19 protein-coding genes and 1 pseudogene are annotated in these 15,336 nt (G+C 60.1%); 11 read left to right on the top strand and 9 right to left on the bottom strand.

Annotated elements, in window-relative coordinates; genetic code table 11:
- Positions 1-14 precede the first annotated feature (14 nt).
- From FE851_RS24680 to FE851_RS24655, 6 genes and pseudogenes are all read right to left on the bottom strand, one after another.
- Positions 15-1,082: pseudogene (locus FE851_RS24680) on the bottom strand (IS1380 family transposase); the annotation flags it as partial.
- 69 nt (positions 1,083-1,151) lie between these two features.
- On the bottom strand, positions 1,152-1,925 hold the full coding sequence (locus FE851_RS27090) for a hypothetical protein (protein ID WP_261371180.1): 774 nt from the start codon (positions 1,923-1,925) through the stop codon (positions 1,152-1,154).
- Between the two features lie 506 nt (positions 1,926-2,431).
- On the bottom strand, positions 2,432-2,764 hold the full coding sequence (locus FE851_RS24670) for a conjugal transfer protein TrbD (protein WP_026149854.1): 333 nt from the start codon (positions 2,762-2,764) through the stop codon (positions 2,432-2,434).
- An 18-nt stretch (positions 2,765-2,782) separates the two neighbouring features.
- The gene (locus FE851_RS24665) at positions 2,783-3,163 is read right to left on the bottom strand and encodes a TrbC/VirB2 family protein (protein WP_006964400.1); all 381 of its coding nucleotides are present in this window, start codon (positions 3,161-3,163) and stop codon (positions 2,783-2,785) included.
- Between the two features lie 13 nt (positions 3,164-3,176).
- Positions 3,177-4,142, bottom strand: a complete 966-nt coding sequence (gene trbB / locus FE851_RS24660; protein ID WP_026149853.1) for a P-type conjugative transfer ATPase TrbB — start codon at positions 4,140-4,142, stop codon at positions 3,177-3,179.
- Positions 4,143-4,248: 106 nt separating this feature from the next.
- On the bottom strand, positions 4,249-4,650 hold the full coding sequence (locus FE851_RS24655; protein ID WP_019053950.1) for a helix-turn-helix domain-containing protein: 402 nt from the start codon (positions 4,648-4,650) through the stop codon (positions 4,249-4,251).
- Between the two features lie 513 nt (positions 4,651-5,163).
- Here FE851_RS24655 and FE851_RS24650 point away from each other — a divergent pair.
- The 9 genes from FE851_RS24650 to FE851_RS24610 all read left to right on the top strand — a co-directional run bounded on the left by FE851_RS24650 (position 5,164) and on the right by FE851_RS24610 (position 10,715).
- The gene (locus FE851_RS24650) at positions 5,164-5,403 is read left to right on the top strand and encodes a hypothetical protein (protein ID WP_019053948.1); all 240 of its coding nucleotides are present in this window, start codon (positions 5,164-5,166) and stop codon (positions 5,401-5,403) included.
- 178 nt (positions 5,404-5,581) lie between these two features.
- Positions 5,582-6,349 (top strand): helix-turn-helix domain-containing protein, encoded by a 768-nt coding sequence (locus tag FE851_RS24645; RefSeq protein WP_006954207.1) that lies wholly within the window; start codon positions 5,582-5,584, stop codon positions 6,347-6,349.
- Positions 6,350-6,688: 339 nt separating this feature from the next.
- Positions 6,689-7,102, top strand: a complete 414-nt coding sequence (locus FE851_RS24640) for an antirestriction protein (protein WP_006954205.1) — start codon at positions 6,689-6,691, stop codon at positions 7,100-7,102.
- Positions 7,103-7,206: 104 nt separating this feature from the next.
- Positions 7,207-7,470, top strand: a complete 264-nt coding sequence (locus tag FE851_RS24635; RefSeq protein ID WP_006954203.1) for a hypothetical protein — start codon at positions 7,207-7,209, stop codon at positions 7,468-7,470.
- 105 nt (positions 7,471-7,575) lie between these two features.
- Positions 7,576-7,905, top strand: a complete 330-nt coding sequence (gene kleE / locus FE851_RS24630) for a KleE stable inheritance protein (protein ID WP_006954201.1) — start codon at positions 7,576-7,578, stop codon at positions 7,903-7,905.
- Positions 7,906-7,909: 4 nt separating this feature from the next.
- Complete coding sequence (locus FE851_RS24625; RefSeq protein ID WP_006954199.1) at positions 7,910-8,197, top strand: TrfB-related DNA-binding protein; 288 nt, start codon at positions 7,910-7,912, stop codon at positions 8,195-8,197.
- Positions 8,194-8,940 carry a ParA family protein gene (locus FE851_RS24620; protein ID WP_019053943.1) on the top strand — a complete coding sequence of 249 codons (747 nt, stop codon included), beginning with the start codon at positions 8,194-8,196 and terminating at the stop codon, positions 8,938-8,940. Before FE851_RS24625 ends, FE851_RS24620 begins: the two co-directional genes overlap by 4 nt.
- Positions 8,941-8,942: 2 nt before the next feature.
- Positions 8,943-9,965 carry a ParB/RepB/Spo0J family partition protein gene (locus FE851_RS24615; RefSeq protein ID WP_006954195.1) on the top strand — a complete coding sequence of 341 codons (1,023 nt, stop codon included), beginning with the start codon at positions 8,943-8,945 and terminating at the stop codon, positions 9,963-9,965.
- A gap of 117 nt (positions 9,966-10,082) precedes the next feature.
- On the top strand, positions 10,083-10,715 hold the full coding sequence (locus FE851_RS24610) for an IncP plasmid survival protein KfrC family protein (protein WP_019053941.1): 633 nt from the start codon (positions 10,083-10,085) through the stop codon (positions 10,713-10,715).
- A gap of 30 nt (positions 10,716-10,745) precedes the next feature.
- Here the strand turns inward: FE851_RS24610 and FE851_RS24605 are convergent, their stop codons facing one another.
- Genes FE851_RS24605 through FE851_RS27410 form a run of 3 tightly spaced genes read right to left on the bottom strand, consistent with a single transcriptional unit; the run spans position 10,746 to position 12,288 of the window.
- Positions 10,746-11,186: a hypothetical protein gene (locus tag FE851_RS24605; protein WP_019053940.1), complete on the bottom strand. Its 441-nt coding sequence runs from the start codon at positions 11,184-11,186 to the stop codon at positions 10,746-10,748.
- Positions 11,186-11,911, bottom strand: coding sequence for an ArsA-related P-loop ATPase (locus FE851_RS24600; RefSeq protein WP_026149851.1), 726 nt, complete (start codon positions 11,909-11,911; stop codon positions 11,186-11,188). Before FE851_RS24600 ends, FE851_RS24605 begins: the two co-directional genes overlap by 1 nt.
- Positions 11,908-12,288, bottom strand: coding sequence for a TraK family protein (locus FE851_RS27410; protein ID WP_158011146.1), 381 nt, complete (start codon positions 12,286-12,288; stop codon positions 11,908-11,910). Before FE851_RS27410 ends, FE851_RS24600 begins: the two co-directional genes overlap by 4 nt.
- A gap of 320 nt (positions 12,289-12,608) precedes the next feature.
- Here FE851_RS27410 and FE851_RS24595 point away from each other — a divergent pair, with 320 nt between their 5' ends.
- Together FE851_RS24595 and traI are read left to right on the top strand one after the other, a co-directional pair.
- Complete coding sequence (locus FE851_RS24595) at positions 12,609-12,995, top strand: plasmid mobilization protein (protein WP_006954189.1); 387 nt, start codon at positions 12,609-12,611, stop codon at positions 12,993-12,995.
- Between the two features lie 16 nt (positions 12,996-13,011).
- Entirely contained in the window at positions 13,012-15,330 is a 2,319-nt protein-coding gene (gene traI, locus FE851_RS24590; RefSeq protein WP_145206859.1) for a TraI/MobA(P) family conjugative relaxase, read from the top strand.
- Positions 15,331-15,336 lie beyond the last annotated feature (6 nt).

Below are 15,336 nucleotides of genomic sequence, written 5' to 3'. Positions count from 1 at the left end.
AAGGTCGGGTATGTTGAGNCGAGATGGGTTTTCCACGACTTGATGTGATTTTCCGCCTGCCCCCGCCGGCAATAGACCTGCTCGTAGAGCCAGCGGGGCGAGCCCTTTTTGAGATTGGTGACGACGAAGCGGGTGTCGGCCCCCTGATCGCCGACTTCGACGCGGGCGATGATCCGCTCGACGCGGCTCCAGCTTTTAGCGCCGTCGTGGAATGCCTTGAAGCGGCGCACCTTGCCATCGTCGGTTGCGGCCTCGAAGCGCGCTTTGGTGCTGGTTTCGAGATCGGTGACATGGCGGCGCAATGTCGAGGTCGGCGCGACGCCCAGGATGAAGTCGTGTCCGCCCGCCCGGCACCAGTCGATGACCTCGGGACAGCAATAATGACTGTCGCCGCGCAGCATGATCTGCGTTCTTGGCCAGTTGGCGCGGATTGCACGCATCAGGCGGCGCAGGAAAGCCCTGATTTCCTTGCCGCCGGGTCGTTTGGCCGGGCGTAGCACGGCAGTGATGAAGCGGCCCTCGCCATCGAACACGACGATGGGTTGGAAGCCATATTCGTCATGATGGGCATTGAATAATCGCAACTGCTGGCCGCCATGCACGGCATCGAATGTGTCATCAATGTCGAGGACAATACGCTTGGGCACGGTGCGGAAGGAATCGCAATACAGATCAACCATCGCCCGGCCCATGCCCAGCAACGCACGCGTATCAGGCAGGTTCTCCAGTCGCGAGATCGTCGGCTGCGAACATAGCGCGCGATCCGAAGGTGCCAGATCAAGGGCCAGCTTGAACATCGGGTCGACGCGCAGACTGGAGGCGTCATTGCCATCCTCGTAACCCGCCGCAATCATCATCAGCCGGAAGCGGATAATGTCGGTAAGGCTGTGGGTGATCAGATCCGGCGCGCGGGGATCTTTGATGCAGGCCGCCATGCGATCCGCAACGCCAAGGCGCTGCTCCACCTCGCGCAACAGCAAAATCCCGCCGTCTGACGATAGCAGACCGCCGTCAAATCTGACGTCCAACCGCTTGCCCGAAACAGGTGACAGACCAGGTAGCGGCAGCGTAGGATCGTCCATGGCGGGTGTAGCTTTCTTGAAATGACGTTGATCGGATTAGACAACCAAATCATACGTTAAATCAGATGCTTACGCTACATCCGCCAACCCCCGATGAATTATACGGGCTAGGTTGTTCACCGTCTCGATACGGGCCGCGAAACCGAGTGCGTTGATAGCCTTTTCAAGCTGGCGCGCGGCCTGTTCTACCTTATCGCGGCTTTCGTCCGTTAGGACGACGACGCCGGTATAGTATCCTTGTGCAATAAGGCCGGAGTTGACTTCCTCCAGCGCATTATCGGCATCGGCCACCATCGAAAGGGCGTCCTGATCTATCTTGCCGCTGTTGGTCTGGAAAACCTGATCGAAGAAGCCGCGAACCTTTTGCCGCCACTTTTTGCGGAAATCCTCAAGGTGTTTCACAGCTTCATGGAGGTCCATAAATATGAACCGCGTGGACCAGCGATATTCAATCGGCAGCTCGCCCAGCGCCGAGAGGATGCCCGGCGTCGATTCCATCGGGAAACCTTCGATCGCTACCGTCTGGACGAACTTGTTGCCGATGCGCGGGATTACGCCCGTCCACATTTCGACACCGCCGATGATGGAATCGAGATACATCGGGTTCGAGGGCAGCACGACCGGCTGATTTTTGCCGGTGACGCAGAATTGCAGCCACCGCAAAAAGTCGTCGTGCGTCACGGTCGAGCCGTCCTCATTTTCGACCTTGTGAGCGCGAAGGCGGGTCAGCTTCACGGCCGAGGACAGACGGCTTTCAAATGTGGTGATTTCGCGCTTGAAGCGTTCAACCAGGTCGGCCGTGCGTTGCTTGTTGTTCGGCCGCTCCCGATCGTCGTCAAACATCAGCTCGACAAACTTTTGCTCCGCTATGACCGGAGGGAAATAGGTCGCGGTAATGACGAAATAGCCCTCATACATGGTGCCGAGGGACTGGAATAATTCGCGCCTTTCCTGATCTATGGCGTCCGTCACCGGGTCAGGAAAATGTGACAGACCCGCAGCCGAGTAGGCGGCAGCAGGGCGGCGCGGCGCGTCAACGTGGATCATCCAGCCATTGCCCAGCCCGGCGAGAGCTTGGTTGATCCGAAAGCTGACCATATCGCGCTGGCGGTCGGTGGAGCTGGCGTTATCGTCGCCCTCATAAATCCACGCGGCCATGAACGAGCCGTTCTTGCCGACGATTACGCCATCATCGACCATCGCCCCATAGTTGAGCAGATCGGCAAGCCCTTCATCCTTGGAGCGATACCGGGCCAGCTTGCGTTCGGCCGCGTTGGCGAAGGACGCAAAGGCGAGGACCGCGAGCAGGGCCGCCCCGAAGATCGCTATGACGACAGCGATTGTCTGGATCATTTTTTCTTCCCCGGTTGCCGGTAGCGGCGGAATTGCAGGCGGCCGTTCTTGCGGAAGGGCGTGGAGTGAGCCGGGTAGTAGGGGCGATAGGTGCGGTGCCGCATGTAAACGAACCGCATCAGCGGGTCCGATTTCGCCATGAGACGACAGGCCCACACGCCTGCAAACCAGATCAGCAGGCCAGCGGCCCACGCCTTCAAGGAATTGATGGCCGGAACGATCAGCGCCATCGACGCTAGGCCCGTGAGCATGACCAGCTCGCGGTCCCCACCCAAAAACAGATTGTTGCGGACGCCAGAGCGGCGAATAGGCACTGATCGCAGAGCCATGTTGACCGGCCCTCCCCTTTAGCCTGCCAGCGCGGGCGAAGCGGTGCCGGTAATCACCGCACCGCCGCCCGTGATGGAGGACAGGACCGAGTTAGCGCCGACGAGCATCGAGGCGACGAGGACGATCAGCAACAGCGTTCGCACAAAGCCGTTGAGATCGCCGCCGAAGATCAGGACACCACCGGCAACGACGATGCCGACGAGGGCGAAGGTATAACCGACGGTGCCGGTCATCGACTGGCGCACCTTGGTCAGATAGGATTCGTAAGGCAGGCCGCCCGTGGTATCCGAGGCCCAAGCCGCGTGAGGCCAGAGCAGGAGCATGACGAGCGCCAGCCCCAGCATACCCCATATGAGCGCCTTACGGCGGGCGGCGGCGTCATTCCAAAACAACGTCATATGTCATGCTCCTTCACAGTTTGCGCAAAATGTATTTCCCATCCACGAAGCCCCCGACTTCCAGCAGGCTTTCAATGCGGCGACCCTCTGGCGTGCGCGCGATGTGGACGATCAAATGCACCGCATCACCAATCAGCGGCTCAATCGGCCGTGGTGAATCGGGGTGCATACTGATGAGCATTTGGAGCCTGCTAAGGCCCGCTTCGGCGTTGTTGGCGTGCAGCGTGGCCGCTCCGCCCTCGTGGCCGGTGTTCCACGCCATGAGCAGGTCGAGGGCTTCCGGGCCGCGCACCTCGCCCACTAGGATACGATCGGGCCGCATCCGCAGCGTGGTTTTGAGCAGCGCCGTCATGGTGATTTGCGGGGACGTGTGGAACTGGACGTAGTTTTCAGCGGCGCATTGAATCTCGCCGGTATCTTCAATGATTACGAGCCGTTCGGTCGGGTCCGCGTCCACCATCCCGTTGATAATGGCATTCACTAGCGTTGTTTTGCCGCTGCCGGTGCCGCCAATCACCAGAATGTTGCGGTGCGCGCGGATAGCCTCATGGATGAGGCTGCATTGCTCCGCCGTCATAATCCCGCCCTCCACATATTGTTCGAGGGTAAAGATCGCCACGGCGCGTTTTCGGATGGCGAAGGTCGGCGCGGGCACGACCGGGGGCATCTGTCCGGCGAAGCGCGAGCCATCTATAGGAAACTCGCCTTCCAGAACCGGGGAGGCCCGCGTCACTTCCTTGTTATGATAGCCAGCGACCGCCTTGATGATCGCCTCGGCCCGGCTTGGGGCGACCTTACCGATGCAGATCATGCGTTCGCCAAGGCGTTCCAGCCATAGCTTGCCATCGGCGTTCAGGATCAGCTCAACGGTCTTGGGGTCGGCAAGCGCATCCAACATAAGCGGTTGCATGGAGCGGCGAAGCATCTCCTTCGCACGCTCTTTTACCGTATCTTGAGCGGGTTCCCCCTTGGCCTCCATGAAGCACCGTCCCTGCCAAAACAAAATGGACGCAAGGGATATACCGGAATTTTCATGGAGGCAACCAGAACGATTGCAAAGAATTAGGTTCAGATTGGGGGGATTGTCAGGACCGACGCAACTTAGCGTGGGCAGCCTTGTGCCATTGTGCTATCTGAAACGCTTGATGATCCGTGACGATAGCGGAAACGCGCTTATAACCGGGAGGAAGCCCCAGCTTTTTATCTTCTTTTGATAAGGTATCAGCTAGGCTGGCGTCCCAGCCATCGGTGCCGATAGGCGGCGGTTCCAGTAGCGCGACGAGCGGGACTTCCAGAGCATTTGCGATGGCGGCGATTGTTTCGAGCGACGGGTTTCCCTTACCGGCTGTAACGTCAGATACGAAGGACACAGACAGCCCCGCGTTCTCCGCGAGGTCTTTTTTCTTGAGCCGTCTTAAGGCCAAGAAGCGGTTAATGTTAATCGCGAGAACCTTCCGATACACAGGTTCGGTTTCTTTCTTCCGCAAGGGGGTTGGTTTTAGCCGCTAAAATTCCGGGTAGCTGCGGAGGATATGCCGGAGCGCGCGAGAAAGGAAGCGGTATGACGCCGAATATGATTGTTTATAGCATCATTTTTGGACGAGCCGGGCCGAGCGCGCGAGCGCGCATAACGGGTGGCAGCGAACGGATTGAAAGAAGAAAGTGACGCGCGAGAGACAAGATCAGGCTTCCGCGTAATTCTCTTTGGCGTCCATTCCGTAAATGCTCGCAGGATCGAGCGCAGGCCCCAAGATGCTAATTGCCGATCAGATCGCGGCGACCAATTTTGAAAATTACGGCTGTAGCGCGTAGCTCGATAATGTAAGGCTATAGCTTCGATTCTTTCAGTTGGTAGGCCCAAGAAGCCACTCGTTGATGCTCTTGAACTGCGGACTTCGACGTAAACGCAGACCGCTTTTCTATATATGTCTTTCAGTCGCCAGCATATTTTTTCAGCACTGAATTGCCAGAACCTTTAATGTCCTTTAAGCCGGGGCATTATGGCGAATCATACGCAACTCAAACCCTCCACGCTGTCCCAGCGCAAACGCGCCAAGGCACAGAGCGAGCAGGGCTTTAAGCGCATGAGTTTGGCCTTGTCCCCTAAAGCCGTCGAGATCGTGGAGAGGGTGAAAGCCAGCAAGGGATTCACGTCCCGCGAGGCTGCAATCAACGCGATCCTAGAGCGGATCGGGGACGATATGTTTCTGCAACAGGAGTTTCTGGCCGTGAGTGGATAAGAAAATGCCCGGCTCGAAGCCGGGCACCCTCAAAACCGCTTAGTGGGACAGTGCGCCAACACTGAACCTACAGACAATTTCCCACTTAGCGGTTTTCGGACTTCGGTTCAAGGGCGCTTGATTCGCGCAACGGGATTTTTTTGCCTGTCTCCCGGCCCTTCGCAAAGGAGGGACGACGATGAGTGACACCAGAAGAAAAGGGCCGCTGGCGATCGGGGAGCTGACCCAGCAGCTTTTCGGCCGAGCCTATGGCGACCGTAGCCGGGGCGGGAAGCACATCACCAAGGCCCGCGTGCGCGGCGGCAGCAAGGAAGCCGGGAGCGACGTAGAAAAGGGCTTCCTCGCGGCGCGAGACACCAAGACGCGCAAGGGATGCTGGCGTGCGATCAATCTGGCGTTTGAAAAGGGCCGCGCCCTGCGCGCGGAGCTGCGTCGCGAGCCGCGCGAGATAACGCAGTTCGAGCACTATTGCATGAGCATCACCAATTCCACGATCCGGGTGTATCAAGCCCTGTTGCGGATGGAGGAGCGTTTCAGGGGCAACGTGGTGCCCAGCTATGAAATGATAGCCGAATGGGCGACCGTCTCTAGGGCCACCGTCGCAAGGGCCTTGAACGCCCTTACCAGCATCGGCTTGCTGGCGCGCCTGCGGCGCTACGTCCACACCGTCACAGAGGACGGGGCGCGATCAGAGCAGACCTCCAATGCCTATCGGGTGGAATTGCCGAGGATGCTTCTCGAATTGCTCGACCGGCGCAAGCGCCCTGCCCCGGTGCCCGACGACGAGGCCCAGCGCCTACAGGACCGGCTTGAAGATGAGGCTTGGATGCTCTCCCGGTTGAGCAAGGCCGATTACATACGGGAGACGACGACATGCAAGGCCACAGCGGAGGCCCTAATCAGCCTATGGAACGGCATTTGCGCCCGTGATGGCGTTGTTGCCTAGCCGTGAGTCTCATAATGGTTCTGAACCTCCCCTTGAGTTTATTTATCTAAGGTGATGCGGAGTTGCGCTAGTCGCGCAACGCTTAATTGAGGCTGTTTGAACACCAAAAAGGGGGTAAGGCTCCGATTTGGGGAGCTGACATGCGTGTCCATTCGGGGCGCGGATAGCGGCACTCTGTAAAACTGCGGGGCAGCGACCAAATATGCCTTGCGATGGAGGCCATTTTAGCGGCTAAAAGATTTTCATGGCGGGCGAGCGTAACTTGACAGCAACCGGGAAACTTCCAATATATCGGATATGGCCGGGCTATGGTGCCAAGGTCGAAACCGGAGAAGTCCGATGAGCAACAGAGAGAGAATTGCCGCCGTGCTGGTTGGCGAAGAAGACCGGATTATGTGCCTGCCCCGGCTGTTCGGGCTGGCGCGCATGATCGAGGTCGAGGCCGTCACCTATGGCTATATGTCCAAGCTATCCGCCGACTACACGGGCGCATATTGGCATTTCTACACCCTATCGAACGGCGGGTTCTACATGGCCCCCGGCGATCAGCCCCAATATCGTCTGGAATGGGACGGCAACGGCTTCTCTGGCGACGTTTCGGCCGACGCGGCGGGCCTTATAGCCACCCTGTTCATGCTGGGGCATATGCACGAAAAATACGGCGAGGATCAATTTGCCCAGCTCTATGCGTGGGCATCTGCCTATGCCGCCCAACATTCGGAAGCGGGGCCGATCGGTGCCGCGCTCGACTAGCGCCACAGGGGGGCAGCGTGCCCCCCTTCCCTTCCCTGCCTATCGGGCATATTCCTCATTCGGCCGCCATGAGGAGCAACGCCAGCGAAGGAACAGACGCGCGCATGATTGATGTTCGGCCAGATTGCCTATTGCCCGCCGATCAGGGGTGGCAGCAGCCGACGCCGGATGAGGTAAGGGCGGTCCTCAAAGCAGCGGACATGACAGGGGGCAGCGCGTCCAAGTTTCTAGGCTTGAGCAATACCCGCGTTATTCGGCGCTGGACGGGCGGCGACGATCAGATTCCCTATTCGGCATGGGCGCTGTTGTGCGCGGCTGCGGGCTTGGGAAATATTTGGGAACACCAGAACGACGATTTTAGCGGCTAAAATTATTGCCGTTCAGACTTTACGGGGGCTTGACACGGTTCGGGATGCTGTCATTATATCGGTTGTGACCGGGCAACCCGCCAAGGTCGAAACCGGAGTATTCCGATGAAGGCGAAAATTCCCCCGCTGCCCGCACGTTTTGCGGTCATGCGGCTTCCCAATCCTCCACCCGCATGGGAGGGCAACCGCGTGGATTACGTCATTGCGGCCGTTTGGACGTTCGGAGTCCTGATCTGGACCGTCGCGCGCTTCATCATCCCGCTTGTCGTCTTCTGGCAGTTCTGCCGGATGCTCTGGTATTGGAACACGCCGGATGTTCATGCCGGTTGGCAGTTCCTCGCCTATTATGCGGTCTATATCGCCCTCTACATCTTCCTTGGCGTCTATGAGCCGAAGCTATACCGCGAGAAGAATCGCGGCAGGCGCAATGGATAAACGCTTGAGCGCGTCGGCCTTTGAGCAAGCTGCTGGACGGCTCAATATCGCGGCGCGTCCGCTCGACATGGCGCGCGCCGTTCTGGTGGACGGCGAGGCCCAATCGGCCGTGGCGAAGCGCGAAGGCGTGTCCCGCAATGCCGTTTGTCTGGCGGTCAACCGGATTTGGAACGCGCATAGCGAGGTTCCCGAAGGTTTCGAGCGTGTGACGGCGATTTTACCGAAACATAAAGCCTTCCTTGTGCGGCAATGGCAGCGCGAGGCGGTGGAAAGATTGGACGCCAAACGATGAAAACACTTGTCATAGCGAACCAGAAAGGCGGCGTTGGTAAAACTTCGACGACCGTTCATCTTGCCTATTACTTCAAAGAACAGGGATTGAAGGTCGCAGTTATTGACTTGGACACCCAAGGAAATGCCAGCTTCACCCTTGGCGAATATGATAGCGGAGCCTTGGCGAGCGGCCTTTTCGATGCCGTGTCACAATTCGACCTGGCTAACGCCGGGGGGATCGCTGTCTTTTCCGCCGACGCGCGGTTGGCCGATCTTGAGAAACTAGATCTCGGTGCGGCTGCTGGCGCGTTCAAGCGCAGTCTGGCCGTGATCGAGGCGGAAGGCTTTGACGTGTGCCTGATAGATACCCCCCCTTCCCTTGGGGTCCGAATGGCAGCGGCGTTGCTATCGGCCGACTTCGCCGCCTCGCCCATCGAGCTTGAAGCCTACAGCTTGCAGGGCATTGAGAAGATGGTGACGACGATCGCCAATATCCGGCGCGCGAACCCGGCGCTGAAATTCCTTGGCATGATACCGAGCAAGGTTGATGGCCGGAATCCCCGTCACGGGCAGCACCTTGACGAACTGACCCGTGCTTATCCCCAGTTGGTCATTCCGACGCCGATCGGGAACCGGAGCAGCGTTGCGGACGCGCTGGCGTCGGGCGTGCCGGTTTGGTCGATCAAACGGACTTCGGCGCGGAAAGCGGCGCAGGAAATGCGAGCGATGGCCCGCCACATTCAGGAAAAGATGGAGATTTGACGATGGCCGACAACACCGAGGACAAGAAGCCGGGCAAATCGTCCACCAAAGCCGCGCAGAAGCCCGCGCAGAACGCGGGGCTAGGGTTGGAGGGGTTGGGCGACCTTTCGAGCCTCCTAGCCTCTCCTGCGGCCCCGGAGGGCGGTTCTGGCGCTCCGCTCGAATTGGAGCTGGCGCTGATTGACGAAGACCCGAACCAGCCCCGCAAGCAGTTTGACGAAAATTCGCTGGCGGAAATGGCCGAGACGATCAGGGAGCGCGGCGTGAAGACGCCTATTTCCGTTCGGCCCAATCCCAAGGTGGAGGGGCGCTATCTCATCAACCACGGCGCGCGCCGCTATCGCGCATCCCTGTTGGCCGAGAAAGTGACAATTCCGGGCTTCATCGACCCGGATTATACCGAGGCCGATCAGGTCATTGAGAATTTGCAGCGGGACGCTCTCACGGCCCGCGAGATTGCCGACTACATCGGCCGCGAGCTGGCCAACGGGAAAAAGAAGGGCGAGATTGCCAAGGCCATCGGGAAATCCCCGGCCTTTGTCACCCAGCACGCGGCATTGCTCGATTTGCCGGAGCCGATCGCCAAGGCGTTCCAGAGCGGGCGTTGCAAGGACGTGACGTTGATCTATGACCTTGTGGGCCTCCACAAGAAGCATAGCGAGGGCGTTGCGCGCTGGCTGGCCGATGCCGATCAGGAGATTACGCGCGGATCGGTGCGGCTCTTGAAGGAGTTCCTTGAGTCCGGCTTGAGCGGCGAGGCCGAGGAGGAATCGGGCGACGACGAGGGCAACGGCGGCGCTAGTGACGACGCCGGGGCCGGAGAGGAGAAGGAACCGAAGGAGGAAGACCCGCTAAAGCTGAAAAAGGCCATTGTGCAGGTTTCTCATAACAAGCGCCCTGCCCGTCTGATCCTGAATAAGCGGCCCTCGCGCGATGGCGTGGCGTGGATCAAGTATGAAGACAGCGGCGAGGAAACCGAGGCCGATCTTGGAAAAGTGCAGCTTCTTGCGCTTCTTGAAGGATAGTCCCCTCCCCTGCCCAGCCTTACAGGCCCCGCTTGTGCGGGGCCTTTTTTATGGCGCGAGAGGTAAGAAAATCGGATATAGTGCAAGCTAGAAATTTTAGCCGCTAAAGGAACGGCCATGCAGGACACGCCGATTGCAGACCCGGACAAGTTTTCGCTGGACGAGGGAACGGGCGACCCACAGGCCGACGCCGACCGGCTGTTAGACGAGGCGCGCACGCTGGATAGTCAGGAAACGGCAGCTATCGCCACCGCGCCAACCGAGGAAACCTATAACGCCCAGCTACAGACGGTCATTGAGGAGAAGGTTGAACAGGCGAACCAGATCGAGGACCGCCTAGAAAGCATGATGGAGCAGCAAACCGCCCGTTTGCAGCAAATCCAGCAGCAGCCCCCCGGCTTCCTGTCCCTGCCCGGCAAGCGCCAAGCATGGCAGGCGCGGATTGCCAACGCGCAAGCGGCCGTGCAGCGGATCGCGGTAAGGCTGGAAGCCGTGCGCGAAATCCGCGACGGCATGGCCGTTCATGGCCCGCGCGTGGAGACGATCGCAGCGGCGAAGCTCGAATATCGAGAGCCGAAACTTGTCGATGATTTCGAGGAGCTGATGCAGGCACGCCGGTTGCATGAGCTGCACATGCGCGCGGAGCGGGAGAAGGAACAGATCAGGGAAAAGACGGTCGAGCGCGGGGCGGACGATCGGAAACCGGCAGGGCGCACGCTCGCGCGCGGATTGGCGAGAGACGGGGGATAGCGCGACATGGGGGAGGGGCCTTCGCTGGCGTCAATGATGGAACAGGGCAGCGGCCAACACTACCAGCGCCGCGATCAGCGTCAGGCCCGACGCTAGGAGATTACGGTTAGCGACGGCCCGGCCATCGTTCAGGGGCTTTTGCAGCCCCGTCCCGATATGCTCCCCCACTTCCTTGATGATCGCCTTCGCTGCGGCCTCCATGCGCTCGTTCATGGCGGCTTCCGAGGCATCCAGCGCCGCGTTCAGCACCGATTCTGCCTTGTCGGTGATGGCAATCGACCAACGATTGCTCATGTCTTCCAGCTCGCTTTTGAACGCCTTTAGTTGCTCCTCCTGCGCATCGGCGCTTTCGCCCAGCAACATCGCGTTGATGGTTTGGAGGATCATCAAGGGATCATCGGCGGACAGCGTGACCCCGTGCTGGCGCGAGATTTCCGCGATCAGCGCCGCGATTTTTTCGTGATCGGCCATTACACGACCTTAGCCTTGTCGAGTTCGGCAAAGACCGCATCACGAACGCGGCCGAGGCGGTGACGCTGCATCAGGGCTATGTCGCCATCGGCAAGCGTTTCCTCAAAAGTCTTGCGCGCGGCCAGCATGTCCCGAACGTCCGCCCCGAAGGTTTCCTTTTTCAGATCGGGAAGGGTGACGATCGCGGCGACCCGATCCTTTAGCTCCCGGTAGGCTTTGAGCTGTTCAAAGCTCTTGCCCTCTGCCTCCACAGGCCCATGATAAGGGTTGAGCCACACGACGATTGCAGCCGGATCGGGGAAGGCTTCGGCTACCGAGGCGAAGCCTTGAAGCGTGTCGATCAGCGATTGCCCGCCCACGATAATAGTGTGCAGGATGAGCTTATGGCCCAGATCGGCAATCACGTCTGGCGCGCCGTTGTCGAACATATAGGAGGATAGGGCGCTGTAGCTGCTCGCGCCGCTGTCAATGACCACCGATTCCTTGGAACCGGCGATCATTTCCATCATCGCATCGAATTTGCGCGGGTTTATGTCGCCGTTTTCCAGCAGCTCGACCTTGGACACGTTGAGGGACTGGAACCCGGCGAGGGTGGCGTTGATCGGATCGGTATCAATGCAGAGCGGGCTTTCCCCCCGCTTGGTCAGATATTGGGCGAGCATCGAGGCGGCGAGCGATTTGCCGACGCCTCCCTTGCCCTGCAAAACTATGTGGACGTTACTCATACCAAATCCTCTTTGTTCGGAGTGGCCGGGTGATTGAAGCGCGCCGGTTTGGGCCGGGGCGGCGGATCAGCGTCGGCCGAGGCCGCCGCTGATCGGGAAGGGGAGGGGGGCGCTGGCGCTGCCTTGGGCGGTTCCCCGGTAGCTGGCGCGCGATACCGGCGAACGAATTTGGCGAACCACGCATAGCCGAAGCTAATGCGGCCTTCCTCCGTCAGCAGCTCCCATATGCCGCGCACCGGCCATCCTTCCGCAAGGGCTGCATCTATGTCCGATCGAGCCGCGAGGAATTGTGCGAGGTTCCGGTTTTTGCCCCCCGGCTCCCGTGAGGCCGCCCGTTCGCGCAATCGCTCCGTGAAGGATTTTCCGCTGTCTGTCATTTCCACCTACGATATTTTTCGGCGCACAATCGGCTATAAAGCGTTCATAAACCGGCTACGATCCGATGAACTCCCGCTATATCCTATTTTTCTGCCAGATTGGGCCGGGTGGCGCTAGATATTTTCGGGGGTGAACGATATATGATCGTTCCAGCAACAGTTTCTATTTGGCGTCTAAACGTCGAAGACGGGGCAGGATAGGTAATGGAGGCATCCACGCAAGCGCGGACACCCCCATTACTCCCCTTATTCGCACCGGGGGCGCTCAACGGGAATCCTGCTCTGCGAGGCCCGCCGCTACCGCGTCGAAAGGGAGAGAGTTGAACGACAAGCCCAAGGCCAAACGCGAGCGGCACCACGTCAAGATATGGTGCAGCGCGGAGGAGAAAGCGGAGATCGAAGCCGCCGCGCAGGCAACCGGCTTGAGCGCATCCACCTATCTCCGCGTCCTTGGATTAGGGCATGAGCCGCGCCCTCTGATCGACATAGAACAGGGGCGCGAGTTGGTGCGCGTGAATGGCGACCTTGGCCGCCTTGGCGGCCTGTTGAAGCTATGGCTTACCGACGACGCCAAGTTGGAGGAGATGGCCCCGGAGCGGATGCCGGTTATCATCCGGGGCGTGCTGGCCAAAATCGAGGCCAATCAGGAGGAGTTATCCGGCATCATTCGGAAGGTCTTGCGCTCCCGGCAAGATTTTAGCGGCTAAAAAAGGGGCCGCGCCGATGATCGCAAAACACGTCCCCATGAAGGCGACTTCCAAGAGCGATTTTGGCGGGTTGGTGCGATACATCACCAGCGCGCAGGGACGTGACGAGCGCGTGGGTCTGGTGACTGTCACCAACTGCAACGGCCATACGCCAGAAGATGCTGCGCAGGACGTTATGCTTGTCCAATCCGCCAACCAGCGGGCGGCGTCGGATAAGACCTACCACTTGATTATTTCCTTCCGGCCCGGCGAGAATCCCAGCGCCGAGGTTATGCGTGACATAGAGGAGGCGGTATGCGCCGCGTTGGGCTTTGCCGAGCATCAACGGGTTAGCGCCGTCCACCACGACACCGACAACACGCATATTCATCTAGCGATCAACAAGATTCACCCTGTCCGGCACACGATCCACGCGCCGTTGCGGGATTATCAAACCCTTGCCGCTGTTTGTGAGCGGCTAGAGGTCAAGCACGGGTTAGAGCCGGATAATCATGCGGCCCGGCAGCGCGCGGGAGAAGCACGCGCGCGCGACATGGAGCAGATCGCGGGCACGGAAAGCCTGATAGGTTGGGCGCAGCGGAATTGCGCCGAGCCATTGAAGGCCGCCGCGAGTTGGGCCGAGTTGCACCAGATCGCGGCCAATTTCGGCTTGTCGGTGCAGGCGCGCGGCAACGGCCTGATATTTGCGGCGATGGACGGAACGACCGTAAAGGCCAGCTCCATCGCGCGCGAGCTGTCAAAAGGGGCGCTAGAGAAACGCTTGGGAGCCTTCCAGAGCGCACAGGGAGGGGAGGGGGCACCGAAGGCCCGTCAGACCTATGAAAAGCGCCCCGTGCCCTCCCGTATCGACACCAGCGCCCTATTCTCCGCCTACCGCGAGCAGCAGGGCACACGCGCCACGCGCCGAAAGGTCGAGCTGGCCGAGGCCGCAGCCAAGCGCCGCGCGGCCATTGAACAGGTGAAGCGCATCGGGAGGACGAAGCGGGCGGCGATAAAGCTGCTAGGTGGCGGCCCGGTTGTTAAGCGCCTCAATTACGCATTGGCGGCCCGCTCCACCAAGGCCGCCATTGCCAAGATTGTCGCCGCCCACGGGCGGGAACGGGAGCGCATTGCGTCGCGCAATTCCCGGCGCGGGTGGAATGACTGGCTACAGGAGCAGGCCAAGGCAGGCGACCAGACCGCCCTTGAGGCCCTGCGCGCGCGGGAGGGGCGGCGCACAGCCCCCAATGACGCGCTGCATATAGCCGCCATGCCGACCGCAGCGCATCCCGCAGCGATCAGGCAAGACCACATCACTAAGCGCGGGACGATCATCTACCGCACCGCCAATGCAGCGGTGCGCGATGATGGCCAGCGCCTGCATGTATCGCGCGGGGCGCAGATCGAGGGCGTTGTTGCCGCCTTGCGGCTTGCGCACGAACGCTATGGCGACAGGCTGGCGATTAGCGGCAGCGATCAATTCAAGGCCCTTGTGGTGGAGGCCGCCGCCCGTTCGGCCATGCCCATCACTTTCGCGGACCCCGATCTAGAGGCCCGCCGTCAAAATATCAGGCAAGAGGAGCGTGCGCGTGACAGACAAATCATTGGACGAGGAGATAGAGGCGGCGCTGGCGTTGTTGGGCGAAACGCCGTCAATGGCGCTGGACGAGACGCCAGCGCCACAGCGCCAGGTCGAAACGGGACATTCCGACCCGGTGCCGTCAGCGCCGGAGGAACCAACGCCGGAACCGGACTTGCAGCCGGAGGAGCCAGCACCGCCGCCGTTGGAGTTGGTCACGCACAGCCCGCCAGAAATGGACATTCTAGCGCCGGAGGAGCCGAGGCCCCCAGCGAGCGCGCCGTTAAGCCCAACATTGGCCGCGTTGGACGAGAGCCGCCGCCCGAAAGCCGAGGTAGTTTGCGCGACCTGTCCCAACTCGGTCTGGTTCAGCACGCCGAGCGAGGTCGCTTGCTATTGCCGCGTGATGTTCATTCAGACGTGGACGACCAAAAAGCCCGGCCAGATCGTGTTGTGCGACGGGACGACGATCGGCCGCGAATGAGCGACGATCAGGCCATAGCAGCGGATAAATACATTGCGGAACGTAATGCGAAGCGTCACATTGGAATGGATATACCGGCGCATCGGCTGTTCACTGGCGATCATGGGCCGCTGATTTACGCCGGGACGCGACAAATCGAAGGGCAGAAATTGATACTCCTAAGAGATGGCGCTGACATGCTTGTGCTGCCCGTGGACGCGCGTAGCGCCGCCCGCGCGGGCAAGCTGGCGATTGGCGCGCCGATCGAGATTGCCAGCAATGGCACCGTCAAAAGCAAGGGGCGCAGCCGGTAACGGCCG

Source organism: Sphingobium sp. B2 (assembly GCF_007693735.1).
Lineage (GTDB): Bacteria > Pseudomonadota > Alphaproteobacteria > Sphingomonadales > Sphingomonadaceae > Sphingobium > Sphingobium xenophagum.
Note: the sequence above shows the minus strand (reverse complement) of the source record. Positions and strands in the feature narration are given on the sequence as shown.